This window comes from Snuella lapsa, assembly GCF_039539345.1.
Taxonomy (GTDB): domain Bacteria; phylum Bacteroidota; class Bacteroidia; order Flavobacteriales; family Flavobacteriaceae; genus Snuella; species Snuella lapsa.
The window spans coordinates 38474-63036 of record NZ_BAABCY010000055.1 but is presented as its reverse complement, the minus strand read 5'-3'; the positions used below and the strand labels follow the sequence as shown (position 1 = coordinate 63036).

Here is a 24563-nt window from a genome sequence, read left to right as displayed (position 1 = left end):
TCTTTAGAAAATCAAAGCCCTTTCTGTTTTCAGAAAGGGCTTTTTTTATTAGGTGGTTATCCTAATATTTAATTATTGTTAAATACAGATTTTTTCGTTCTCATTTTAACACAAGCTTTATTTTGGCTTAAAGTAATTTTATGCCCTATTTCATTATTTAGCGTCAAACTTTAATCAGCTTATAATGAAATATTTTTTTACTTTAACAACACTATTGATTTTTTCGATTAACGGATTTTCCCAAAAAGGCAATATACAAGGGATAATAGCAGACGAATACGGTATAGCCATACCAGGAGCGACTGTGCTAATAGAGACTTTAAACAAAGGAGCCATATCTGATTTTGAAGGTAAATTTATACTTATAAATGTGCCAGAAGGCAATCAGGAAGTAACCGTTAAATACTTAGGTTATTCAGATGTTAAAAAGGAGATTCACGTAGTAGCAAGTACTACAGTTGTTTTAAATTTAGAGCTGTCATCCCAAAATACGGAACTAGATGAAGTGATTGTAACTACCTATGGTCTTGGGGGGCAATCACGTGCGTTAAACACTCAAAAAAACAAGCAGAACATTACTAATATCGTTTCTACCGATCAAATTGGAAAGTTCCCCGATGCCAATATAGGCGATGCTGTTAAGCGTATTCCGGGTATAACAATGCAAGTAGATCAAGGAGAAGCAAGAAATATTATAGTGAGAGGTTTAGCTCCGCAATTAAACTCGGTGACTTTAAATGGTAGCCGCATTCCTTCGGCAGAAGGCGATAATAGAAATGTTCAAATGGATTTAATCCCGTCCGATATGATCCAAACCATTGAAGTTAATAAAGCAGTAACTCCAGATATGGATGCCGATGCACTTGGTGGTTCAGTAAATTTAATAACCAGAACATCTCCCCAGGGATTTCGTTTATCTGCTACGGCCGGATCGGGAGTGAATTATATTACCAATAAAAAAATCTTGAATGGCGCTTTTTTATTAGGTGACCGATCCAAGGATATGAAGTTTGGTTGGATGTTGTCAGCATCATTTAATGATAACGATTTTGGTAGTGATAATTTTGAGGCAGAATGGGAAGATGAATTTGAATACAATGCTTTTGACGATGAAGATAATCTGGAAGAAGTTAGCGTAAACCCTTATGCTAAAGTATTTGAAATTAGAGAGTATTTGGTACAACGTATAAGACGTAGTTTTTCGGCGAATTTAGATTATCAGTTTAATGATAACAATAATATTTATTTTAAATCCATCTATAACTGGAGGGATGATCGTGAAAACAGGTTTCGATTAGAACATGAAATCTTAGATGGGGAAGATATAGAGCCGGGAGATTTTACAGTAGATACAAATGGATATTTAACGTCTTTTCCAGTTGAAGCTAAAAGACAATCAAAAGGAGGGATTGATAATAGTCGAAATAAAAACAGACGTTTAGAAGATCAACGTATGTACAATTTTAGTTTAGGAGGCGATCACTTGGTTAATAAATTACAAATAGACTGGATGGCGTCATTTGCAAAAGCCTCTGAAGAGCGATTAAATGAACGTTATTTAGAATATGAAAGCGAATATGCAGTGTCTTATAATAATGATTCTGAATTTCCTTTATATACTCCTTTAAGTGCTGAAGATGCTGCCTACAATAATTTTGAATTTGACGAACTGACAGAAGAGAACCAATATACCGAAGAAGAAGATTTTAATGTATTTGCAAATTTTCAATTGCCACTACATATGTTTAACCAAGAAGAGGGGTTTCTAAAGTTTGGTGCACGTGCTAGATTAAAAAATAAGAATAGGAACAATAATTTTATGGAGTATAGCCCAGAGAGCTCGACTTTCGATTTTCTGGGAGGTATACCAACAAGAGATTATTCAGATCCAGATTTCTTAGCAGGAGAACAGTATCTTGTTGGGTCGTTTGCAACACCAGAGTTTATAGGTGGTCTTAATTTAAATGATGCAACACAGTTTGAAGGAGAAGATGTGCCAGATGAATATTTAAGAGCCAATTTTGACGTAGAGGAAAATGTTTTTGCTGGATATGCGATGGTAAGTCAAAAACTATCAGACAATCTAAGCATGCTTTTAGGGATAAGAATAGAAACAACAAAAATTACAGCTACGGGAAACCAGATTGAAGATGAAGAAAATGTTATAGGACAAATTACTGAGGAAAGCTCTTATGTTAATGTACTTCCTGGAATTCATTTTAAATATGATTTAACAGATAGAACCATTTTAAGATTTGCTTGGACAAATACCTTAGCCAGGCCTAATTATGTAGACTTGGTGCCAACCTTGGATGTCGTTTTGGGAGATGAAGAAATTTTTGTCGGTAATGCTGATTTAGATCCAACAACATCCATGAATTTTGATCTTATGGCTGAGCATTATTTTAAGAATGTAGGAATCATTTCTGGAGGAGCATTCTATAAAAGAATTAACGATTTCATTTATACGTTTCAAACAGAAACTACAGACGATTCTTTTGGTAACGGAACAACTGGCTTTGATGTATATCAGCCTTTAAATGGGGATGATGCATCTGTATTAGGGTTTGAATTTGCCCTGCAACGAAAGTTGGATTTCTTGCCCGGTTTTGCTAAAAATTTCAGCCTTTATCTTAACTATACCCATTTAACATCCAATGCAAATGGAGTTAGAAATGAGGACGGAGAAACCCGTACAGATTTAGATTTGCCCAATACAGCCCCCAATATGTTTAATGCCTCTTTGGGTTATGCAAGTAAAAGAATAAGCGTGCGTTTATCAAGTAATTTTTCTGATGCCTATATAGATGAGATTGGAGGACGCCCTTTTGAAGACAGGTATTACGACGAACAATTCTTTTTAGATTTTAATGCTAATGTAGCAATCAATGAAAACTTAAGCGTGTATTTCGATTTTAATAACATAACAGATCAACCATTGCGTTATTACCAAGGCATAAAAAATAGGACAATGCAAAGCGAATACTATGGTAGGCGCTTAACTTTTGGTTTGAAATATGATTTGTTTAAGAAAAAGTAAAAGTGAAGATAACAATGAATAAACTAAAGGCAAATATTGTTTTTGGCGTTGTTGTGTGTTTTCTCGCATGCGTTAGTAAATTGCCCGAAATTGTAGCGGTAACAGTTACCGAAAAAACACCTCACGACACCGATGACCCTGCTATTTGGGTAAATAAAGACAATCCAGAACAAAGTATTGTATTTGGTACAGATAAAGACGAAGTTAATGGTGGAGTGTATGCTTTTGATTTGAAAGGGAAAATTATAGCCGAAAAAAGTCTTACCAATGTTAGCTACCCTAACAATGTAGATGTAGAGTATGGTTTTAAGTTGTCGGACAGCACAAAAACAGATATTATGGTATTCTCTGAAAGAGAAAAACATCAAATTCGTGTATACTCAGTTCCCGATATGAAACCATTGGATCAAGGAGGTCTTAAGGTTTTTGAAGATGAAACCAATGTAGAAATGAAACGGCCAATGGGGGTTTCAATCTATAAGGAACCAGTTACAGATCGGGTTTCGGTTTTTGTAAGTAGAAAACAAGGGCCTAAAGAAGGTTATTTGTATCAATATGAATTGAAAGCAGATTCATTAGGGGTAAAAGCAAAATTACTTAGAAAAATAGGGGCGTTTAGTGGACAAAAGGAAATTGAAGCCATAGCAGTCGATGATACTTTAGGACTTGTATATTATTCTGATGAGGGTGTTGGTATAAGAAAATATCATGCTAACCCTAGTCAAGGTGATGATGAAATTTCACTGTTTGGAGGTGAATATTTTAAGGATGATATAGAAGGTATTGCTATTGCAAGATATGCGGACAAAGGGTTTTTAATAGTATCCAATCAGCAAGCACATACTTTTAATGTTTTTGATTTAAAAACAAATGTATTTATAAAGGAAATTAATTTAGGAACGACCGAAACGGATGGTTGTGACGTAACGACGATCGATTTGGGGAGTAAGTTTACAAACGGTTTATTTGTGTCTATGAACGATGATAAAACGTTTTTTTTCCATGACTTAACATCGCTTAAATTAGTTGAATAAATGGCTTATGCAATGAATTTAACAAGCCCTCCAAAACAGAAGAATATTTGTGTAAAAATTCGTATTTTCGGATCCCAAAACAAAACCGAAAGGTGAAATTTAAATAGTCACCTAAGGTTTAATGCGAAAATATTCTAGACAGATGAAAAAGAATTTTTATATTTTTCTTTTGGTAACATTATTTAGTTTGCCAAGTGTTTTTTCTCAAATTAATCTGAAAGTTGGTGCTAATATTGGAGGGCAAGTATCTAGCTTAAGAGGTATGGATTACGAAACCGACAAGAATTTTATGGTGGTGCCAACCTTAGGAGTCAATATTGAAGTTGCCTTAAAGCCATTTGTTTCAGTGATTACGGGTGTGAATTTTGAAAGATGGAAAAAGAAAAGAGATGTCCGATATTATAATAGTTACAATAGTTCTAGCTACGAGAGTACAGTAACGGAAGGGCATGATTTTTTCAACATACCATTTCTGATTCGTTATAAATTTGGGAACAAACGGTCATTTTTTGTTGACGGGGGAGGTTTTGTAAATTACTTTAATCAGGGGAAACCAAACGGTCTTATGTCATTGTTTATAAATTTTGAAGATTATAATTTTGGCTTGGCATTAGGGACAGGCACAACATTTCGCTTAAATGACTATTTGGATTTAATAATACAGGTAAGAAACGAGCTAGGGCTAACAGATGTTAATAAGTATAAAACAATGTTGAGTGGAAATGTAAAGACTAATACGATTAGACTAATAGCCACATTTAACTTCGACATTTAAATAGATTTACCAATAGCGTTAATTTTTAGAATAGTCTTTATTGATTTTATGGAAATAATTAAGTAATTTAATAGCATGTAAATAATTATTCTTTCTAAACAATTGAGCATATGAACGTCCCTTTTAGATCTGAGATTAGAAATTCCCCAAATCAACAAACCATTAAAATTTTCTTGGGAGATGAATCGCTAGATGAAAAAATTAAAAGACATTTGGTGCGTTTTAACGAGATAGATTTTATAGAAATTCGTGAAACGGTAGGACAAAATAGAGCTAATGAAAATATTACGGTATTTTTAAAAGAAGGTGTTGACATCATTAAAATGAAATCTATTATTGATTCTAGTCTGTGGTGGTATTTTGAAGAAGATATGGTTGAGTGATTAGGTTTATAGTCTTCTCTTATCATTAAAAAAATATAAAAATTCTCAGGCTGTTATACAACCTGGGAATTTTTATATGAATATGTTATGTCATCACTTTTTCTGTTTAGATAAGTAAGTTACCAGAGAGGCAAATTCCTCGAACGAAAGCGCATTGGCCAACCCGGCAGGCATCATTGATGTTTCCAATTCATCCCGACTACTAATGTCACTGGTTTTTATAGTAAACTCCTGTCCAGCGATATTACGCATTACCAATTTGTCTGGAGTCTCTGAAGTTACAAACCCAGCATAACTTTTGTCGTCTTTGGTATGTATCATTACTGTTGCAAACCCTTGCGAAATGGATGCGTTTGGTTTTAATATGGATTCTGCAATTTGCTCACGCGTCATAATAGAGCCAATTTGTCCCATATAAGGTCCTTTTAAAGCCTCACCTTTTTTGATACTATGACAGGCAACACAACCTTGTTGGGTAAATAGTTTTTCTCCTTTGGCAGGATCACCCTTAATTTTGGAAATGGCAATCATAACATCTTCAATGGATGTTTTGCCTATTTGCCCTTTCGTATTTTTTATTTTTTCAAGATCAACTTTGGTTTCTTCTTTAGTTGTTTTTACTTCTTCGCCTCCAAAAGCAGCAATTCCCATGCGGTGCTTTTCGTTTAAGTTTACGAAAAGGCTTTTTTCGCTATCATTAACTTGCTCCCAAACTTTAGTTAAGAAAGTTTCAATTTTTGGAGAGCCTTCCCAAGTTATACTTTTATAATAAGGACCATGTGTGTCTGGACGTGTACTCCACCACCAAGAACCATCATATGGGGCTTCTTTTTTATATAATCTTGATAGTGTTGTAAGGATTTCTTCTTTAAAGAGATCGTTTACAGAAGTATTATAGGCTTCAATAAGTCCATTTACTGCACGTGTGTCATGCATGTATTTTAATGCCCAGATACCTAAAGCTGATGCCTCATTCTTAACGGCTTGTATGCAAGGGTCTATAGCATTCATGTCAACTAAGGCCTTTACTGCCAAATGAGCAGGGATAATAGCGCTGTTGGGGGTTGCATGAGGACCTTCTGTTCCCTTAGCTGGTACTGTAGCATTGGCAGGAACAGGAATTTGTAATAGAGCCTTTGCTGCTTTTTGGTCGCCTATGCGACCTAGTCCAATTATAGCTGCCGCTTTAACGCGATCGGAAGGATCATTTAATGCATCGATAAATAGGTCTGTTGGAATGTCCTTTAGTCTTGATTTGCGATCGGTCATAGCCCGTAAGGCAAATTCTTTAACTGCTTTGTCATGACTTAGTTCTATTAAATTTTCAAGCGTTCCTTTGTAATTAATTTGCGCATAAGCAAATATAGCGGCAACTCTGCTGTCTAAAGGGAGTTCTTTATTAGAAGCAATATCCCAGGCAGCTACGGCTGCTTTTTTTGCAGATCTGGTAATTAACTCTTGTTGGGCGTATAACCTAACAGTAGCCGATCGTTCTTTAAGTAATGCTGCTAATTCTTTTACAGAAAGTTTTTTAAGGTTAGGAAAGGCTTGGTATTCCCAATTTTTTGGAACAGCTCTAGTAACAAAACCTTTGTCTGGATTTCCAGAATATCCGGCGCCGTCCCACGCACTCATATACAAGCGCCCAGAAGCATCGATGTCCAGATCGGTAATTTGGGCTAACTTAACAAATGCCTCCTCTGTTTGTTTAAAACTCGCACCGTCTGGGGAAACGCGATGGATAAATAATTGGTTTCTTCCCCAGTCTGCCATCATAGGAACATGGTTGTATTGCTCAGGCCATCTGTTGTCATCCATAAAAAGAGCTCCTGTGCCAGAACCACCACCAACGTCTACTAGAGCTGGAATGATTTCATTGGTAAAGTGCTTGAATAAAACAGGGTATCCATATTCTCCAGATTGGATATGATGGGCAAATCTCACATTCCAGCCCCCTCCATCGTTGGTGTTCCCTCTGGTGTAAATGTTCATATAAGGGTCTATAGCAACATCATAAATATTTCTCAATCCGTGTGTGTAGATCTCCATTTCTGTGCCGTCTGGTCTAACCCTAACAACACCGCCACCTAGCATGGTCATTTTTTTTCCAGTACTGTCTGTAGCATTATGGAAACCAAAATCACCTACTGCAATGTAAATCCATCCATCAATCCCCATTCGAATACCATTGGTCGCATGATCGGTTCCTCTCTTTGCAATATGAGCAGGAGAACAAATGTTTTCGATAATGGGTTTAGAAGGACCGTCTGCAACATCATCATGATCTTTATCTTCAAAAACAACAAGATTCATTCCTGTGGCCACACCCGTTGCTTTCGAAAAGGTAGTGTGAAGTACAAAAAGTTGGTCTCCTAAAACAAAAACACCTCTTGGATTATCAACTTTGGCATACTCAGAATATAAGTCTGCTTTACCATCATTATCACTGTCGATTAGTTTTATAATGCTTCCTTTTCCTGGTTCTTTTCCAAGAGATCCCATCATATCCACACCAACATATACTTCTCCTGAAGGTGAAACTGCCAGACAGGCGGGACTAGGAACAATATCTGGTCCTGCAAAGGGTGTAATTGAAATATCCTCAGGGTTGCCATCGGTATCTATTTTAACTTCAATAAGTTTGTTTTCAATAGGAATAGCTTTGCTTTCTACTTGAGTGCAGTTTTGAAGCGTAATAATAGTTGTTACAATACACGAAAGTTTTAATAGGTAATGCATTTGTTTAGTTTGTAAGGTTCTTTCTTAATGAATTAATACTATCTTAAATTTAACAATGTTTCATGAAATCATGCATAACCTTTATCGGTCATGCGATTAAAACATTATTGGTAGGAGGTTTATAATCAAATTGTTTGCACGTAAAAATAGATAACTTGTTGTTTAGTAACGTTTAATATTTTTCATTGAAAAAAACCAAACAAGAAAATACTTTAAAATAAGACACGTTTTTAACAGCCATAATTCTATTAATTAACAGGTGTGATTAATTGGTAGTTCCTGTAGATATGTAAACAAGTACATCGTTAATACAACGATTTAAATCTGTTTTAATTTCGTTAGCCCAAAACCTAAATACAGAGAAGCCCATTTCGTAGAGTTGGAGATTAACCTCTTTATCGCGTTGTAGGTTGCGTTCTATTTTTGGAATCCAAAATGCTCGGTTCTTTTTAATTGATTTTTTACGTTCGCTCCAGTTGTAACCATGCCAAAATTCGCCATCAATAAAAATGGCTAATTTGTATTTTTTAATGGATACGTCTGGTCGCCCAGGAAGTTGTTTGCTATCCACACGATAACGAATGCCTTTTGCCCATAAAGCTTTTCTAAATATAAGTTCGGGTTTGGTGTTTTTACTCCGAATTTTGCTCATGATCTTTGAGCGTTTTTTAGTAGTATAAAACCCTGCAGCCTCATTAAAACGAGGCACTTTTATTTTATTATCCTCATATGACATATATGATACAAAATATGAATAATTTTAGTCAATCTGGAAACAAGTATGTAAAATTTGTTGGAAGGCTTTTTTTAGATGTTGAAATGGACTGAGGCTATAAAGGCACAAAAAAAGAACATGTCTTGGCAATCATCTAAATAAAAAAACCAAGCAACTGCTTGGTTTTTTTATTTGGGATTCTAAAATTTTTAATATCTATAATGCTCAGGCTTGTATGGCCCTTCAACCGTAACACCTATATAGGTTGCTTGCTCTTCGTTAAGTTCTGTAAGTTCTACGCCAATTTTTTCGAGGTGTAATTTTGCTACTTTTTCATCTAAGTGCTTGGGTAGCATATATACCTGGTTTTCATATGCGTCAGCATTATTCCAAAGTTCAATTTGTGCTAGGGTTTGGTTTGTAAACGAGTTACTCATCACAAAACTTGGATGCCCTGTAGCACAACCAAGATTTACTAGACGACCCTCGGCTAGAACAATAATGTCATTGCCGTCAATAGTGTATTTGTCCACTTGAGGTTTGATGGTATTTTTGGTGTCTCCGTAATTGTCGTTTAACCAAGCCATTTGAATTTCGTTGTCAAAGTGCCCGATGTTACAAACGATGGTTTTATCTTTCATAGCTTTAAAGTGCTCGGCTCTTACGATATCTTTATTTCCAGTGGTTGTAATAACGATATCCGCATTATTGATAACAGTTTCTAATCGTTTAACTTCAAAACCGTCCATAGCAGCCTGTAAAGCACAAATAGGATCGATTTCGGTAACTGTAACAATGCTTCCAGCACCTTTAAAGGATGCAGCAGTACCCTTGCCAACATCACCGTAACCGCAAACTACTACACGTTTACCTGCAAGCATCACATCGGTAGCACGACGAATCGCATCAACTGCACTTTCTCGGCATCCGTATTTATTATCGAATTTAGATTTTGTTACCGAGTCATTAACATTTATCGCAGGCATAGGTAATGTGCCATTTTTAACGCGCTCGTAGAGTCTGTGTACTCCAGTTGTTGTTTCTTCAGATAAGCCTTTAATGCCACCTGCAAGTTCAGGGTATTTATCCAATACCATGTTGGTTAAATCGCCTCCATCATCAAGAATCATGTTAAGGGGTTTTCTGCCCTCCCCAAAGAAAAGAGTTTGTTCAATACACCAGTCAAATTCTTCTTCGGTCATATCTTTCCATGCATAAACAGCTGTTCCGGCAGCAGCTATAGCAGCAGCGGCTTGGTCTTGTGTAGAAAAAATGTTACAAGAGCTCCACGTAACTTCTGCACCTAAAGCCTGTAAGGTTTCTATTAGTACAGCGGTTTGTATGGTCATATGTAAACATCCAGCAATTCGAGCACCCTTTAATGGTTGAGAATCTTTATACTCTTCACGAAGGCTCATAAGCCCTGGCATTTCTGCTTCGGCTAATTCAATCTCTTTTCTTCCCCATGCCGCTAGGGACATGTCTTTTACCTTATTAGGCACGTAAGCAACAGTTTTTGTACTCATATCAACTTTCTTTATACTTTTTTAAACAAAACAACATTGTTATTAGAACTTAAAATGGTTAAATTCGCCTAACTATTTTTAGTATTGTTGTGCTGTTCTTTTGTTTATTTCAAAATCGACTGCAAAGATAACCAATAACTTTCAGAATATTAAATGCCTTTATATAAAACCATTACCCCAAATTCACAAACTACTGTTAAAATCTGGAAAATAACAGAGTCTTATAAAGACTTGATAGAGGCTGTCAATTTGAAACCAGAGAGTTTAGAACGGGTCATAGGAATGAAAAGTGAGTTGCACCAACGTGGCTTTTTGAGTGTGCGACATTTGTTGGCTGCTTTTGGATATGAAGATTCCGATTTGTTTTATGATGCTAATGGGAAACCACATTTAAAAGACGGTAAACATATTTCCATAACCCATTCGTTTCAGTTTTCAGCGGTTATTGTTAGTGATTGCAGCGTAGGAATTGATATAGAGAAACAGCGTGAAAAAATACGCATTATAGCCCATAAGTTTGTAGATTATGAGTTTGAATATTTAAATGAATCGGAAGCCGATTACGTTAATAAGCTTACAGCTATTTGGTGTGTTAAGGAATCCTTATATAAGTTGTTTGCTACTCCTGGATTAAGTTTTAAAGACCATTGTTTAGTGATCCCTTTTGGAGTTGATTCAGATGAAACAGTTGCCTGGATTGATTATAAAGAAAACAAATGCCGTTTCCAAATTAGATTTTTGGAATTTGAAGGGTTTACTTGTGCCTATGTAGTTGCTTAATATGGAAGGGGTTTATAAAGACATACAATTGCAAAAGCAAAAGAAACAAAAGCTTCTTGCGGTTTTAATAGATCCAGACAAGATGTTGCCTGAAAAAGCAGTTGGGTTTGTTGAAAAGATAAACAAGTCTGTGGCAACTCATATTTTTGTAGGAGGGAGTACTGTCGATTTGTACAAAACAGAAATTTTAGTTACGAAAATCAAAGCAAAAACAAAACTGCCGGTCATATTGTTTCCAGGAGATGTCTCCCAAATAACTGGCGAGGCAGATGCATTATTGTTTTTGTCATTATTATCTGGTAGAAATCCCGATTACCTTATAGGGAAACAGGTTCAAGCTATTGCTACATTAAGAAAGCTGAGTTTAGAAGTTATTTCAACGGGATATTTGCTCATAGAAAACGGAAAAGAAACCGCCGTACAAAAGGTTACGCAAACACAACCGATGCCTTGGGCAGATGTTCAAAACATTGTAGATACAGCTAAGGCAGGGGAACTATTGGGGATGAAGCTAATTTATTTAGAAGCAGGGAGTGGAGCCATACATCCAGTTTCGGATTATATAATTAAAAGAGTTAAAAATGAACTGGAAATTCCACTTATTGTTGGGGGTGGTGTGAGAAGTAAGCAACAGTTGGAAAATGCTTATAGTTCTGGAGCAGATATGGTTGTTATTGGCACAGCTTTTGAGGACAATGAGTCGTTTTTTGACGATCTAAAGAAGTAGCAATTTAGATTGTGAATCGTTTAGTCTGTTATAAAATATTATGTGTTTAACAGTCTCTAAACAAAAAAGATTAGTATACTACCTCGGTGTAAGCACGCGAGGTAGTTGAAGGAAATTATTTTATGATTTCGAGGCAAGCTTCGTAATATATAAATCTCGATTATCGAGTAAAATTTAAACAAATGAAAATATCGGTAGAGCTAACTTTAACACCATTACATGACGATTACGAACCAGTAATTATCCATTTTATTAAAAAATTAAGAGCCACTGGTTTAAAGGTTTTAGAGAATCCATTAAGTACTCAGGTTTATGGTGATTACGATGTTGTAATGCGTTTGTTGACAGCCGAAATAAAAGAGGCTTTTGAGCTCATGGAGCGTGGTTTGTTATTAATGAAAATCGTTAAATCAGATAGACACGATTATGAACCTCATTTTTGATTTTTTTTTCCATCAATACGCCGATTATCAGGTTTTCGATATTGTTCTGGAAATAATAGCAGTGATATTGGGATTTTTATCGGTTTGGTACTCAAAGCAAAATAAAGTTTGGGTATTCCCTACTGGGATGTTAAGCACTCTTATTTTTGTTTATTTACTACTAAAATGGGAACTGTTGGGAGACATGATGATCAATGCGTATTATTTTGTTATGAGTATTTATGGTTGGTATGTTTGGACTCGTAAGATTGACGCAACGCATGTAACGCCCATATCGGTAATATCTAATCAAGAAAAACGCTTAAGTCTGGTCATATTTGCTGCAACCTTATTGTTTGTGTATATAGTTTATAAAATAAATGGAAAATGGTCGGATTGGGTAGCTTATGTAGATACATTAACTACAGCAATATTTTTTGTCGGTATGTGGTTAATGGCAAAGCGTAAGATAGAGAATTGGATCTGTTGGATTATTGGTGACATCATCTCGGTGCCTTTGTATTTTTATAAGGGATTGGTATTTACAAGTTTTCAATATTTAGGATTTACTATAATTGCAATTTACGGCTATATAGCATGGAAGAAATATATAAACAGCAACCTTCAAATTGCATAAAAGTTGTTTTGTTTGGACCGGAATGTACCGGGAAGACCATTTTGGCTAAGCAGTTGGCAGCATATTATGATACGCTTTGGGTGCCTGAATATTCGAGAATATATGCCGAACAGAAAGCTGCAAACAACCAAGTGTTAACAAAAATGGATGTTTTACCTATCGCTCGAGGTCAAATTGCTTTAGAAAACAAGTTGGCAAGTCAAGTAAAAGAGTTGCTGATTTGTGACACCGACCTGTTGGAAACTAAAGTATATAGCGAGAACTATTACAATGGTTATGTGCCAAGAAAATTAGATAAGTTTGCTATAGAAAATCAATATGATCTCTATTTTTTGACCAATATAGACGTTCCTTGGGAAGCTGACGGGATTAGAGATAAACCCAATGAGCGGGAACATATGTTTAATGCGTTTCGAAATGCATTAATTGCCAATAAAAGGCCTTATGTTTTGTTGAAGGGAAATAAAAAAGTACGCTTGGAAGAAGCAGTAAAGCACATAGATAAACTAATAAAAAATAAGGATGGTATTTGAGGAAAAAGATGTTAAACAGATAGAAAGAAATGGATTAACTCTTGAAAAAGTAAAAGCACAGATAGCTTTGATCAAGGCGGGGATGCCTTATTCTAATTTAGTTGAAGTAGCTTCTGTAAGTAACGGAATCAGGACAATTAAGCCCTCCAAAGAGCAAGATTATATCAATTTGTATGAAAATGCTCGTAATTCACTATCTATAGTCAAGTTTGTACCAGCTTCGGGATTGGCAACGCGTATGTTTAAATTTCTATTTCGCTTTTTAAAGAATTACGATCTTGAGAAAGAAAGTATCAATGCATACATTAACAGAAACAAGGATAACGAATTAAAAGTATTTTTGGTAGGGCTGGAAAAGTTGCCTTTTTTTGAAGAGGTAGTGCATAAGTTACATGAAGTTATTCCTAATTTTAACGATCTGTCCTATGATGAAAAGCGAGTGGAGTTTGTGAAGACCATGCTGGATGAAGATCGGTTAAACTACAGCTTTTTTCCAAAAGGCTTATTGCCTTACCATCGTTATAAAAAACATGTGTCGACAGCCTTTGAAGAGCATTTGTTCGAAGCGGCTTTATATGCATCATCAAATAATAAAGCTAAATTACACTTTACAATTTCCGAAAGGCACAACCACAGGTTTGATGAGGAGTTTAGATATATTGAAGAAGATGTAGAAGAACAAACCAAAGCGAAGTTTGATATTTCTTTTTCTTATCAAAAAAAATCAACGGAAACAGTTGCTTTAACCGCAGATAATGAGATTTTTAGAAAAGCAGATGGTAGCTTGGTTTTTCGCCCCTCTGGACATGGAGCGCTAATAGAAAATCTTAATGATTTAGAAGGTGATCTGGTTTTTATAAAGAATATTGACAATGTTGTTGTGTCCAAACATAAAGAGAAAGTGTCTTACTATAAAAAAATATTAGCAGGTGTGTTATTGGAAACTCAAGCGCAAGTATTTAATTATTTACACCAATTGGACAAGGAGCCATTATCAGATAAAGAACAAGAGGTTATAGTAGATTTTTTGGCTAAAAAATTAAACCTGTCGGTAACACCCGATTATAAAAAGTATACCCAAGAATTTAAGATAGAGTACTTAAAAGAAAAATTAAACCGGCCTATTCGGGTATGTGGAATGGTTAAAAATGAAGGCGAGCCTGGAGGTGGTCCGTTTTGGGTTGAAAATGCCAATGGCGATGTGTCTTTGCAAATTGTTGAATCAGCACAAATCGATATAAAGAACAAACAGCAAAAAGAAATTGCCAAAAGAGCTACGCACTTTAATCCGGTAGATTTGGTTTGTGGTGTCAAAAATTACAAAGGAGAAGCTTTCGATCTAACAAAGTTTGTAGATAGCAAAGCTGCTTTCATTACAGAAAAGAACCAGAATGGTATCGATATAAAGGCATTGGAGCTTCCTGGCTTATGGAATGGGAGCATGGCATATTGGAACACGGTGTTTGTTGAGGTTCCATTGCTAACATTCAATCCAGTAAAAACGGTTAACGATCTGTTGAAGATGCCACATCAAGTAGCACATGATGAATAAGGAAGCCTTACTTCAAGAAGTTAAATTTAAAGCAGTAAGAAGTTCTGGTAGTGGAGGACAGCATGTAAACAAGGTAGCTTCAAAGGTAGAACTAACGTTTAATCTTGATGCCTCTTTGGTTTTTAATGATGATGAAAAGCGACGTATAAGTGAAAAGCTTAAGCATAGGTTAACAGATAAAGGTGTTCTCATTCTACAATGTGACGAGAACCGAAGCCAGCATAAAAATAAGGAACAGATTATAAAACGCTTTTTGGAACTTATAAAAAAAGGGTTAAGCCGCCCTAAGAAACGAGTGCCTACTAAAGTTCCAAAAGCAGTAATCCAGAAGCGCTTAAAAAGTAAGCGGATACGCTCAGATAGAAAAGCAAACAGGAAAAAGCCAGATATTGACTAAAAAAAACGAAAAACCTGATTCTTAATTCGTAAATCTAAATTACTTTTGCAGCGTTCTCAAAAAGGGGTGCTTTTTCAGTTAACGGGCATAGTTTTTAGTTTGTAGTTCATTCATTAGAACTTTTAACTTTTAAACTCTTAGCGTTTAACTTCGAAAGGCTGAGATCATACCCATTGAACCTAGAACAGATAATGCTGTTTAGGGAGGCGATAGTCGCTGTTTGGATAAATCATTTATCACAATAAAAGAATAATTACCTCTTTTTATTCGATTTTAAATGTAATCGCATGAAATGAGCTGTAATATTGAGTTGGATCCTATCTAAAATTATTACTGCCAATTACATCCGGTTTTAAAAACGATAAAATTTGAAACAGATGAAACATTTATTTCTTTTTTTAACACTTTTAGTGTTGTCGCTTAATACGCAGGCACAACAAAAGCAAGCTGATCAAGATTCAACAAAAGTTGAGAAATTAGATGAGGTTTTTGTAAAAGCGGTCCGTGTTAATGCAACCTCTCCCATTACGCATTCTAATGTAACCAAAGCACAATTGGAAAAGCGTAATTTAGGACAGGATATACCAGTTTTGTTAAATTATTTGCCATCGGTGGTTACAACCAGTGATGCAGGTGCAGGTATTGGTTATACTGGTATTCGAGTGCGAGGCGTAAGTGGCGAGTCTACCAATATTACTATTAATGGTATTCCGTATAATGATGCAGAATCCTTGGGGACATTTTGGGTAAACTTACAAGATTTATCTTCTTCTGTAGAAAGCCTTCAGGTTCAACGCGGTGTCGGAACATCTACAAATGGTTCTGGTGCATTTGGAGCGAGTATTAATATTTTAACAGATGCCATTTCAAACGAAGCATTTGCATCGGTGTCCAGTAGCTATGGTAGCTTTAATACACTTAGGCGTAACATTAAGTTTAGTACAGGGTTGCTTAATGATAAAGTTGAGCTTTCTGGTCGGTTGTCTAAGATCGAGTCAGATGGTTATATAGATAGGGCAAGTTCCGATTTAAAATCCTATTTTTTACAAGGAGCTTACAAAGACAACAACCGTCTTATAAAAGCCATTGCGTTTGGTGGTGAAGAAATAACATATCAAGCTTGGTATGGTGTAGATGTTTTTACTATTGACTCCAATAGAACGTTTAATATTGCTGGAATTATAACTGATGACGAAGGAAACAATACAGGATTTTATGACAATCAAGTAGATGACTACAGGCAAGATCATTATCAGTTACATTGGAATGAGCGATTTGACAACCAATTATCTCTAAATGTAGGTTTGAACTATACCAATGGTAGAGGTTTTTATGAAGAGTATGTGGATGATTATTTCTATACAAATGTATATTGGGCAGACGATTCAAAATTTTCATTTTTAGGCTTAGATCCTATTACGGTTGACGGCAATACAGTAGAAAGCATGGACTATGTTCGTAGAAAATGGTTGGATAATAACTTTTATGTGGCTAATGCAAGTTTAAATTTTAAAAATGACAAGTTGGATGTAATAACAGGAGGGTCGTTTAGCCTTTACAAAGGCGATCATTTTGGAGAAATAATTTGGGCGCAATATGCAGTCGATATTAGTAAGGATTATCGTTATTACTTTGGACAAAGCAAAAAGCGTGATGCTAGTGGGTTTTCGAAAGCGACCTACAAAGTAAATGATAAATTAAGCCTTTATGGTGATTTGCAATATAGGTACGTAGACTATAAAACCAATGGAACTGGATCTGATCGCACTTTGTTTGAGATTAATAAAAAGTACAATTTTATTAACCCAAAAATAGGGGCTAGTATTAATCTGGATAATAAAAACAATATTTATGGTTCCTATGCAAGAGCCAATAGAGAGCCTAGTAGAACAGATTTTGAAAACAGTGCCGATGTAAAACCAGAACAGCTTAATGATTTTGAGTTGGGATATCGTTACAATAGTAAAAAGATAAAATTTAATGCCAATGCATATTTTATGTATTATAACGATCAGTTAGTTTTAACTGGAGCCATAGATAATGTAGGTGCCCCTATTAGGGCTAATGCAGGAAAGAGTTATAGAGCAGGGGTAGAATTAGAGACGGTTATTGCTGCTGGTAGCAATCTAACAGTTCAATCGAACCTTACTTTAAGTAGAAATAGAAATTTAAATAAAGGACAGTTTATAGATGACCAGCCTTTGGGTGAAACGGACATAGCTTATTCTCCTAATGTGGTAACAAGTACAGCACTTAATTATACACCTGTAAAAGGAATGCAATTAGCACTTGTTAATAAGTACGTTGGCAAACAATTAATGAACAATATAGGCGATAAGGATTCAAGTTTAAAAGCATATAATACCTTAGATTTTAATCTTGCTTATGAGTTTAAGCCAAAAGCCATTTTTAAATCGGTTTTAGTGAATGGCATTGTGAATAATATAACAAACGTGAAGTATAATGCCAATGGATTTGATTATGGTGGTGGGTATTATGTGTATTACCCGCAAGCCACAACTAACTTTTTAGCAGGGGTTACCTTAAAGTTTTAGATAAAAAAACAAGCTAATTTTTAGGCTCCAACGAATTAGTTGGGGCTTTTTTAATTGGAAATTAAAAGTGTGTTACCACTAGTGGTAACACGATAATTTCGCAAACTACATTGCAGTGAGCCGTTGTTTAAGGGTGCGCCCGTCACTAAACTATAAGTGTTTTTATCATCACAGCCGCAAGTAGCATTTAAACCAGAATTAACAAGTACCGAACATTCGCTTTGAGGGTGGTTGGGGTCTGCAGCATCCCAGGCAAGATAGTCGGCACCGGTAAAAGCCACGATAACACCACCATTGCCCGCATTGGGGATGTATACCGAATTACCTGTAAACTGAAGTTGACTGTATTCTGGGAGGTTAAGGTTTACAGCTACGTTAACACCAATATCTAGAAGGAATTTACAATTTTTGTTGTCAATAGAATTAGAGCTGCAGGACATAAAAAAAGCTAGCAATATTAAATAAAAAAGGGACTTCATAGAATCTTAAAAAATTAAAATGCAATTTACAACAAAAAGCAAATTGCGATAAATATTTTGTATATTTGTTATATGATCTCGTTTATACGGGATTTTTTTATTCCGAACGATTCACTGAGCATCGTCGAAGTGTGTTTTCGGAATCTTTTTATTAAGTAAACGATGAAGTTATGAGTAAAGTATCTTACTATACACCAGAAGGATTAAAAAAATTAAGAGATGAGTTAAACCACCTTAAAGATATAGAACGTCCTAAAGCATCGCAGGCCATTGCTGAAGCGCGAGATAAAGGCGATTTAAGTGAGAATGCCGAATATGATGCCGCTAAAGAAGCACAAGGCTTATTGGAAATGAAAATATCGAAGTTGGAAGAAACCTTGTCAAATGCACGTGTTATTGATGAATCGCAGTTAGATACTTCAAAGGTTTTGGTGCTTTCTAAAGTAAAAATTAAGAACCAGACCAATGGTATGGAAGTGACTTATACTTTGGTTGCTGAGAGTGAAGCCAATTTAGCTTCAGGAAAAATTTCGGTTAACTCGCCTATAGGAAAAGGTTTGTTAGGGAAGTCAGTTGGTGATGTCGCCGAAATTAAGGTGCCCAATGGTATTGTAAAGTTTGATATTATAGAAATATCCCGTTAAAAATAGTATAGCACATGGCTTCAATTTTTACTAAAATAGTTAAGGGAGAGATTCCGTGTTATAAAGTAGCCGAAACAGATGATTTTTTGGCATTTTTGGATGTAAACCCAAATAGTAAAGGTCATACACTATGTATTCCTAAAAAAGAAGTCGATAAACTTTTTGATTTGGACGAAGTCACTTATAATGGATTAATGGCTTTTTCAAGACGCGTAGCTATAGCTATTGAGAAGGCAATACCCTGCAAGCGAGTAGGGGTGTCGGTAATTGGTTTGGAAGTACCGCATGTACATGTGCACCTTATACCATTGCATAGTATGGAGGATGCCCGGTTTATCCAAAAAGCTAAGTTAACTCCTAGTGAGTTTGAAGATGTAGCTAAAGCCATTAAGGACAAATTATAGCGCGCGCTCTAACGCAATTTGTATAGTAGTTCCTTTATCTATTTCAGACTGAAGTACACTTATCTTTCCGTTATGGAAATCCTCAATAATACGCTGGGTTAAAGAAAGTCCTAAGCCCCATCCGCGTTTTTTGGTTGTATACCCAGGTTCAAAAATTTTATTGAACAATTTTTTGTGTATGCCTTTGCCAGTGTCGGTTACACTTACTTTTATGGTGTCTTCCAATTCAGAGATCTCAACAGTAAGCTTACCTCTTCCTTTCATGGCATCGATGGCATTTTTAACGAGATTTTCGATTGTCCAACTGTACAACTGTTTGTTTAAATTTACAAAAATAGGCTCTTCAGGTGTAATGAGTTCAAAATCTATTAGTTTTGATGATCTTGATTTTAAGTAATCATACGAATTGATGGTTTCTTCAATAATATTAACAACCTCTAAAGTAGGAGTCGATCCAATTTTACTAAAACGTTCGGTAATGGTTTGCAACCGATCTATGTCTTTCTCTATTTCAAAAATATAGTCGGGATTGACGTTTTCAGACTTTAAAATTTCAGTCCAACCGATCAACGATGATAAAGGCGTGCCAATTTGATGGGCTGTTTCTTTAGCCATTCCAGACCATAGTTTGTTTTGTGTTGCGTTTTTAGAACTCTTATAAAAAAGGAATAATACCACCACGAAAAGAAAGATGATTAGTAACAGGGCGAGAGGGTAATATTTTAATTTGTTCAATAAAGGCGAGTTGCCATAGTATATTGTGCTAACCTTTTTGCCTCCAACAATAACATCTATAGGCGTGTTTTCTCTTTTAAATTGGTTTATGGTCTTTTTTACAAAGGCATCGTCTTTAATTTTTTCTTCGTCAATGTTAAAGAAGCTTTCTATATTCCCATTAGCATTTATAAGCAGCATTGGAGTTGTTGCATTGCTATTAAGAACTTGTAGTGTTAATTCGCCAATATCATTTTCAAGATTGGTATCTTTAAGTAAATTCATTTGCGCTATGGATAAATTTTCCATTTTTATACGCTCCTCTTTCTTAAAGTGCTGGAAAAAAGAATAAGTATTCCATAAAATAAGGGACACAATACCAAACGAAATAATAATAATAATCCAACGAAAGGTATTTCTATGTTTTGTAAAGACCATTAATCTGTATAAATAGAATTAACATGTAATATAATGTAAATCTGTTAAAATTATTGCGCAATACACTGGGAAATGTATTATTTATAATTTAACTGCTTCGGTACAAGTTCATGAGGCATTTGTAGGAAATTATTTTTTTGATTTCTAGGGAGCCCTCTGGATATATAAATCTCGATTATCGAATTAAAGAATGGATATAGAAATTTTGTGGATGTGAACTAATAATAAAATCATGATTAATTTTTAATGAATATTTTAATTAGCTTTGTGGAAATTAAAAGGTGAATGAGGTCGTTTGATCCAAACAGTTTGTCAACCAGTAAATTGCACAGTTATCTGTTAAGTGCGGTAGCACCTAGACCTATTGCTTTTGCAAGTACAGTGGACAAAAATGGAAGGCCAAATTTGTCGCCCTTTAGTTTTTTTAATGTTTTTAGTGCAAATCCGCCAATATTAATTTTTTCGCCATCGCGCCGTGTTCGGGATAATACAACAAAACATACTTTAGAGAATGTTGAAGTGGTAAAGGAAGTAGTGATAAACGTTGTTAGTTATGATATAGTTTATCAAATGTCTTTAAGTAGTACGGAATATGATACGGGAGTTAATGAGTTTGATAAGACAGGGTTAACAATGTTGAAATCGGATATTGTAAAGCCTTTTCGTGTTTTGGAATCGCCAGTGCAGTTTGAATGTAAGGTTAATGATATTATTAAGCTTGGAACAGAGGGAGGAGCAGGTAATTTAATTATATGTGAAGTTGTAAAATTACATATAAATACCGATGTGCTTAATGACGATGAATCCATCAATCAGGAAAAACTGGATCTAGTAGCCAGAGCGGGTGGGAGTTATTACAGTCGTGCAAATAAAGGTTTTTTTAAAATACCTAAGCCTTTGTCTAGCTTGGGAATAGGCGTAGATAGTTTTCCAGATCATGTTAAGAATAGTATGATTTTAACAGGTAATGATTTGGGTATGTTAGGAAATGTAGAATCCTTACCAACACCTAACATGGTGAAAAATTTTATAGGGGGACTAGAAGCCAGATATCCAGATATTAAGAAATCGACCCACAGGGAAAAACATATTTTGGCACGTAATTATTTAAGTTATGGTGATGTGGATAGTGCATGGAAAATTTTATTAAGTTAGTGTAAATTAAATAATAGATATAAATTATAATTAATGGAAGTTCAAGGAAGCGTAAAAATGATAGGAGAAACCCAAACTTTTGGAAGTAACGGGTTTAGAAAAAGAGAAATTGTTGTAACTACTGATGAGCAGTACCCACAACATATTATGATTGAATTTATTCAAGATAAAACCGATTTACTAAATAGCTATCAAGTAGGTCAACAAGTAAAGGTAAGTATTAATTTAAGAGGTAGAGAGTGGGTAAACCCACAAGGGGAAACGAAATACTTTAATTCCATTCAAGGTTGGCGTATAGAGGCTTTACAAGCCGATGCAAGCGGAGGGAATATGCCTCCCGTTCCTCCAGCCGATGCCTTTGAGCCAGCAGGAAATTTGAATGAGGACGAGCACGACGATTTGCCGTTTTAAATAATTAAGGATGCAAAAAGTATCCTGATTTAAAAGATTTAAACAGCCTCAATGTTATTAGCATTGGGGCTGCTGTTTTTTTAGAAAATAATTAAATGCAGTACCTAACAAAAGACATATGGTTCCCAGATGTAACTGAAGCAACACAAGAAGGTTTGTTGGCTGTAGGGGGCGATCTATCCGTTAGCCGTTTGTTATACGCTTATAAAAGCGGAATTTTTCCATGGTTTTGTAAAGGAGAACCAATTTTATGGTGGTCGCCAGATCCACGTTTTGTTTTGTTTCCTGAAAAACTAAAGATTTCTAAAAGTATGAAGCAAGTGTTACGTAATTGTAGCTATGAAGTAACGGTAAATAAGGCGTTTAAAGAAGTCATAAAAGAGTGTGCTGTTGTGAAGCGAGAAGGGCAGTCAGGTACTTGGATAACCGATGACATGATTAGTGCCTATGTAGGATTGCATGAAATGGGATATGCTAAATCGGTGGAGGTATGGAAAGGAGATGTCTTGGTAGCCGGATTATATGGGATTGATTTAGGGAATAATATATTTTGTGGCGAAAGTATGTTTACAAAAGAAAGTAATGCCAGTAAAGCGGGTTTTATTACCTTTATTAAAAACAGTAATTATAATTTAATAGATTGCCAGGTGTACACCGTTCATTTAGAGAGTTTAGGAGCCGAAGAGATACCGAGAGGCTTATTTTTGAAATACATGAGAGCTGTGTAACATTAAAATAGTTTTCCCTAGCAAATAAATAAAATTGGAATGATTAAAAAGACGTGTTTCATATGGTTTGTTTTCTTAACAACACTAACAACATTAGCGCAAGAAGCCCCCTTAAAAGTTGGTGTTATTGGGCTTTCTCATTCGCATGTACATTGGATTCTTAACGATCTGGCTCGAAAGGATATCGATATTGTAGGCATTGTAGAACCTAATAAGGATCTTGCCCAACGTTATGCACAACAGTATGGCTATTCCATGTCTATGGTGTATAATACCATAAAAGAGATGATTGCTGTAGCAAATCCAGAAGCAGTTACTGCTTTTGGCTCTATTTATGAACATTTACACGTTGTTGAAGTTTGTGCGCCAGAAGGCATTCATGTCATGGTCGAAAAGCCTCTGGCCGTTAGTATAGCGCATGCAAAGAAAATGAAAATGCTTGCAAGGAAATACAATATACATTTGCTTACCAATTATGAAACCACTTGGTATCCTACTAACCATAAAGCCTATACGTTGTTAAAGGAAGATTATATAGGAGCTGCTAGAAAAATTATTGTACGCGATGGGCATAAAGGGCCTAAAAAGATAGGTGTAAATAAAGAATTTTTAGATTGGCTAACAGATCCCATTCAAAATGGAGGAGGAGCTATTACCGATTTCGGTTGCTATGGTGCAAATTTGGTCACTTGGTTAATGGACGGCAAAAAGCCTACTACTGTTACAGCTGTAACCTTACAGCAACAACCTGAAAATAATCCTAAAGTAGATGATGATGCGACCATAATTTTAACTTATAACGATAACGTTAATGCCATTATACAAGCATCATGGAATTGGCCTATTGGAAGAAAGGATATGGAAATTTACGGGGTAAACGGCGTTATATATGCAGATAATAAACACGATATGCGCGTTCATATTTCAAAAGGATACGACGGATTTACTGCTGAGACCTTTAATTTAGAAGAGCGAACACCGCCTTTTAATGACCCCTTTTCATTGTTAAAAGCAGTAGTACGTCATGAAGTAGTATTAGAACCAAATGACCTTACTGCTCTTGAAAATAATATGATAGTCGTTGAGATTTTGGAAGCAGCAATAAAAAGTGCAAAGTCGGGTAAAACCGTAAAATTAAACGCTAATGATTAACCTCTTTATGTCTAAAGCAATCGATTATATGGTCGTTAACCATACCAGTAGCTTGCATGTGGGCATAAACAACGGTAGAACCAACAAACTTAAACCCTCGTTTTTTTAAATCGTTACTTAAGGCATCAGATATTGGCGTGGTTGCTGGGATGTCTTTTAAAGATGCCCAAGTATTTTTAATAGGTTTACCGTCAACAAACCCCCACATGTATTCGCTAAAACTACCAAACTCTTCCTGGATTTTTATAAAAGCCAAAGCGTTGGTTACAGTAGCGTTTACTTTTAGCTTGTTTCTAACAATCCCTGGATCCTTTAAAAGAGCATCAATTTTGTTTTGCTTATAGTTGGCTATCTTTTTGTAATCAAAATTATCGAAAGCCTTTCTGAAATTTTCACGTTTTCGTAAGATGGTTATCCAGCTCAATCCTGCTTGAAAAGTTTCTAAAATTAGAAATTCAAAAAGAGTTGCATCATCGTAAACGGGAACGCCCCATTCTATATCATGATAAGTTTCGTATAAAGGATCTCCAATACACCAGTTGCATTTTGTTCTTGTATTCATAATGTTTTGACCTCTAGAGCTAAAGCATGACAAATGTCATATTAATTACCTAAGCAAGATA

The 24563-nt window shown here is 35.5% G+C and carries 24 protein-coding genes; 18 read left to right on the top strand and 6 right to left on the bottom strand.

Going from position 1 to position 24563, the window contains the following annotated elements; translation table 11 throughout:
* Positions 1-184 precede the first annotated feature (184 nt).
* The 4 genes from ABD792_RS10365 to ABD792_RS10350 all read left to right on the top strand — a co-directional run bounded on the left by ABD792_RS10365 (position 185) and on the right by ABD792_RS10350 (position 5232).
* A complete protein-coding gene (locus ABD792_RS10365) occupies positions 185-3040 on the top strand; it encodes a TonB-dependent receptor (protein WP_345005920.1) in 2856 nt (951 codons plus the stop codon).
* 14 nt (positions 3041-3054) lie between these two features.
* Positions 3055-4074 (top strand): phytase, encoded by a 1020-nt coding sequence (locus tag ABD792_RS10360; protein ID WP_345005918.1) that lies wholly within the window; start codon positions 3055-3057, stop codon positions 4072-4074.
* Positions 4075-4216: 142 nt separating this feature from the next.
* Positions 4217-4849: an outer membrane beta-barrel protein gene (locus tag ABD792_RS10355; protein ID WP_345005917.1), complete on the top strand. Its 633-nt coding sequence runs from the start codon at positions 4217-4219 to the stop codon at positions 4847-4849.
* 110 nt (positions 4850-4959) lie between these two features.
* Positions 4960-5232, top strand: coding sequence for a hypothetical protein (locus tag ABD792_RS10350; protein WP_345005916.1), 273 nt, complete (start codon positions 4960-4962; stop codon positions 5230-5232).
* A 93-nt stretch (positions 5233-5325) separates the two neighbouring features.
* On the opposite strand, the gene ABD792_RS10345 is transcribed toward ABD792_RS10350, so the two are convergent.
* The 3 genes from ABD792_RS10345 to ahcY form a co-directional block, all read right to left on the bottom strand.
* Positions 5326-7971, bottom strand: coding sequence for a PQQ-dependent sugar dehydrogenase (locus tag ABD792_RS10345; protein ID WP_345005913.1), 2646 nt, complete (start codon positions 7969-7971; stop codon positions 5326-5328).
* 265 nt (positions 7972-8236) lie between these two features.
* Positions 8237-8707, bottom strand: a complete 471-nt coding sequence (locus ABD792_RS10340) for a very short patch repair endonuclease (protein ID WP_345005912.1) — start codon at positions 8705-8707, stop codon at positions 8237-8239.
* A gap of 188 nt (positions 8708-8895) precedes the next feature.
* A complete protein-coding gene (ahcY, locus tag ABD792_RS10335; protein WP_345005911.1) occupies positions 8896-10212 on the bottom strand; it encodes an adenosylhomocysteinase in 1317 nt (438 codons plus the stop codon).
* Positions 10213-10365: 153 nt separating this feature from the next.
* Between ahcY and ABD792_RS10330 the strand changes: the two genes are divergently transcribed.
* The 8 genes from ABD792_RS10330 (at position 10366) to ABD792_RS10295 (ending at position 17815) form a co-directional block, all read left to right on the top strand.
* Positions 10366-10992, top strand: coding sequence for a 4'-phosphopantetheinyl transferase family protein (locus tag ABD792_RS10330; RefSeq protein ID WP_345005908.1), 627 nt, complete (start codon positions 10366-10368; stop codon positions 10990-10992).
* 1 nt (position 10993) lies between these two features.
* A complete protein-coding gene (locus tag ABD792_RS10325; protein WP_345005907.1) occupies positions 10994-11719 on the top strand; it encodes a phosphoglycerol geranylgeranyltransferase in 726 nt (241 codons plus the stop codon).
* Between the two features lie 182 nt (positions 11720-11901).
* On the top strand, positions 11902-12162 hold the full coding sequence (locus ABD792_RS10320; protein WP_345005905.1) for a thiamine-binding protein: 261 nt from the start codon (positions 11902-11904) through the stop codon (positions 12160-12162).
* A complete protein-coding gene (gene pnuC, locus ABD792_RS10315) occupies positions 12146-12778 on the top strand; it encodes a nicotinamide riboside transporter PnuC (protein ID WP_345005903.1) in 633 nt (210 codons plus the stop codon). Before ABD792_RS10320 ends, pnuC begins: the two co-directional genes overlap by 17 nt.
* Entirely contained in the window at positions 12739-13311 is a 573-nt protein-coding gene (locus tag ABD792_RS10310) for an AAA family ATPase (protein WP_345005902.1), read from the top strand. The genes pnuC and ABD792_RS10310 overlap by 40 nt, the downstream gene beginning before the upstream one ends.
* Positions 13301-14863 carry a DUF4301 family protein gene (locus tag ABD792_RS10305; protein WP_345005899.1) on the top strand — a complete coding sequence of 521 codons (1563 nt, stop codon included), beginning with the start codon at positions 13301-13303 and terminating at the stop codon, positions 14861-14863. The genes ABD792_RS10310 and ABD792_RS10305 overlap by 11 nt, the downstream gene beginning before the upstream one ends.
* Complete coding sequence (gene arfB / locus ABD792_RS10300; protein WP_345005898.1) at positions 14853-15260, top strand: alternative ribosome rescue aminoacyl-tRNA hydrolase ArfB; 408 nt, start codon at positions 14853-14855, stop codon at positions 15258-15260. Before ABD792_RS10305 ends, arfB begins: the two co-directional genes overlap by 11 nt.
* A gap of 377 nt (positions 15261-15637) precedes the next feature.
* On the top strand, positions 15638-17815 hold the full coding sequence (locus tag ABD792_RS10295; RefSeq protein WP_345005897.1) for a TonB-dependent receptor: 2178 nt from the start codon (positions 15638-15640) through the stop codon (positions 17813-17815).
* A 50-nt stretch (positions 17816-17865) separates the two neighbouring features.
* On the opposite strand, the gene ABD792_RS10290 is transcribed toward ABD792_RS10295, so the two are convergent.
* Positions 17866-18294 (bottom strand): Rieske (2Fe-2S) protein, encoded by a 429-nt coding sequence (locus ABD792_RS10290; protein WP_345005896.1) that lies wholly within the window; start codon positions 18292-18294, stop codon positions 17866-17868.
* 170 nt (positions 18295-18464) lie between these two features.
* Here ABD792_RS10290 and greA point away from each other — a divergent pair, with 170 nt between their 5' ends.
* Positions 18465-18938 (top strand): transcription elongation factor GreA, encoded by a 474-nt coding sequence (gene greA / locus ABD792_RS10285; RefSeq protein ID WP_345005895.1) that lies wholly within the window; start codon positions 18465-18467, stop codon positions 18936-18938.
* A gap of 14 nt (positions 18939-18952) precedes the next feature.
* A complete protein-coding gene (locus tag ABD792_RS10280; protein WP_345005893.1) occupies positions 18953-19342 on the top strand; it encodes an HIT family protein in 390 nt (129 codons plus the stop codon).
* Here ABD792_RS10280 and ABD792_RS10275 read toward each other — a convergent pair.
* Positions 19337-20494, bottom strand: coding sequence for a sensor histidine kinase (locus ABD792_RS10275; protein WP_345005892.1), 1158 nt, complete (start codon positions 20492-20494; stop codon positions 19337-19339). The genes ABD792_RS10280 and ABD792_RS10275 overlap by 6 nt on opposite strands.
* Before the next feature lie 285 nt (positions 20495-20779).
* On the opposite strand from ABD792_RS10275, the gene ABD792_RS10270 reads away from it, so the two are divergent.
* The 4 genes from ABD792_RS10270 to ABD792_RS10255 all read left to right on the top strand — a co-directional run bounded on the left by ABD792_RS10270 (position 20780) and on the right by ABD792_RS10255 (position 23940).
* Complete coding sequence (locus ABD792_RS10270) at positions 20780-21649, top strand: flavin reductase family protein (RefSeq protein WP_345005891.1); 870 nt, start codon at positions 20780-20782, stop codon at positions 21647-21649.
* Positions 21650-21682: 33 nt separating this feature from the next.
* The gene (locus ABD792_RS10265; protein WP_345005890.1) at positions 21683-22060 is read left to right on the top strand and encodes a DUF3127 domain-containing protein; all 378 of its coding nucleotides are present in this window, start codon (positions 21683-21685) and stop codon (positions 22058-22060) included.
* Between the two features lie 95 nt (positions 22061-22155).
* The gene (gene aat, locus ABD792_RS10260) at positions 22156-22788 is read left to right on the top strand and encodes a leucyl/phenylalanyl-tRNA--protein transferase (protein ID WP_345005889.1); all 633 of its coding nucleotides are present in this window, start codon (positions 22156-22158) and stop codon (positions 22786-22788) included.
* Between the two features lie 39 nt (positions 22789-22827).
* Entirely contained in the window at positions 22828-23940 is a 1113-nt protein-coding gene (locus ABD792_RS10255) for a Gfo/Idh/MocA family protein (protein WP_345005888.1), read from the top strand.
* Here ABD792_RS10255 and ABD792_RS10250 read toward each other — a convergent pair.
* Entirely contained in the window at positions 23930-24502 is a 573-nt protein-coding gene (locus ABD792_RS10250; protein ID WP_345005887.1) for a DNA-3-methyladenine glycosylase I, read from the bottom strand. The genes ABD792_RS10255 and ABD792_RS10250 overlap by 11 nt on opposite strands.
* Between the last annotated feature and the right edge of the window lie 61 nt (positions 24503-24563).

Coding starts and splice junctions, on each gene's coding strand:
- ABD792_RS10320 (WP_345005905.1), top strand. CDS start 11,902: ATGAAAATATCGGTAGAGCTAACTTTAACACCATTACATGACGATTAC.
- ABD792_RS10270 (WP_345005891.1), top strand. CDS start 20,780: ATGAGGTCGTTTGATCCAAACAGTTTGTCAACCAGTAAATTGCACAGT.
- ABD792_RS10340 (WP_345005912.1), bottom strand. CDS start 8,707: ATGTCATATGAGGATAATAAAATAAAAGTGCCTCGTTTTAATGAGGCT.
- ABD792_RS10250 (WP_345005887.1), bottom strand. CDS start 24,502: ATGAATACAAGAACAAAATGCAACTGGTGTATTGGAGATCCTTTATAC.
- ABD792_RS10275 (WP_345005892.1), bottom strand. CDS start 20,494: ATGGTCTTTACAAAACATAGAAATACCTTTCGTTGGATTATTATTATT.
- greA (WP_345005895.1), top strand. CDS start 18,465: ATGAGTAAAGTATCTTACTATACACCAGAAGGATTAAAAAAATTAAGA.
- ABD792_RS10305 (WP_345005899.1), top strand. CDS start 13,301: ATGGTATTTGAGGAAAAAGATGTTAAACAGATAGAAAGAAATGGATTA.
- ABD792_RS10350 (WP_345005916.1), top strand. CDS start 4,960: ATGAACGTCCCTTTTAGATCTGAGATTAGAAATTCCCCAAATCAACAA.
- ABD792_RS10365 (WP_345005920.1), top strand. CDS start 185: ATGAAATATTTTTTTACTTTAACAACACTATTGATTTTTTCGATTAAC.
- ABD792_RS10295 (WP_345005897.1), top strand. CDS start 15,638: ATGAAACATTTATTTCTTTTTTTAACACTTTTAGTGTTGTCGCTTAAT.
- ABD792_RS10280 (WP_345005893.1), top strand. CDS start 18,953: ATGGCTTCAATTTTTACTAAAATAGTTAAGGGAGAGATTCCGTGTTAT.
- pnuC (WP_345005903.1), top strand. CDS start 12,146: ATGAACCTCATTTTTGATTTTTTTTTCCATCAATACGCCGATTATCAG.
- ABD792_RS10265 (WP_345005890.1), top strand. CDS start 21,683: ATGGAAGTTCAAGGAAGCGTAAAAATGATAGGAGAAACCCAAACTTTT.
- ABD792_RS10255 (WP_345005888.1), top strand. CDS start 22,828: ATGATTAAAAAGACGTGTTTCATATGGTTTGTTTTCTTAACAACACTA.
- ABD792_RS10290 (WP_345005896.1), bottom strand. CDS start 18,294: ATGAAGTCCCTTTTTTATTTAATATTGCTAGCTTTTTTTATGTCCTGC.
- ABD792_RS10330 (WP_345005908.1), top strand. CDS start 10,366: ATGCCTTTATATAAAACCATTACCCCAAATTCACAAACTACTGTTAAA.
- ABD792_RS10310 (WP_345005902.1), top strand. CDS start 12,739: ATGGAAGAAATATATAAACAGCAACCTTCAAATTGCATAAAAGTTGTT.
- aat (WP_345005889.1), top strand. CDS start 22,156: ATGCAGTACCTAACAAAAGACATATGGTTCCCAGATGTAACTGAAGCA.
- arfB (WP_345005898.1), top strand. CDS start 14,853: ATGATGAATAAGGAAGCCTTACTTCAAGAAGTTAAATTTAAAGCAGTA.
- ABD792_RS10345 (WP_345005913.1), bottom strand. CDS start 7,971: ATGCATTACCTATTAAAACTTTCGTGTATTGTAACAACTATTATTACG.
- ABD792_RS10360 (WP_345005918.1), top strand. CDS start 3,055: ATGAATAAACTAAAGGCAAATATTGTTTTTGGCGTTGTTGTGTGTTTT.
- ahcY (WP_345005911.1), bottom strand. CDS start 10,212: ATGAGTACAAAAACTGTTGCTTACGTGCCTAATAAGGTAAAAGACATG.
- ABD792_RS10355 (WP_345005917.1), top strand. CDS start 4,217: ATGAAAAAGAATTTTTATATTTTTCTTTTGGTAACATTATTTAGTTTG.
- ABD792_RS10325 (WP_345005907.1), top strand. CDS start 10,994: ATGGAAGGGGTTTATAAAGACATACAATTGCAAAAGCAAAAGAAACAA.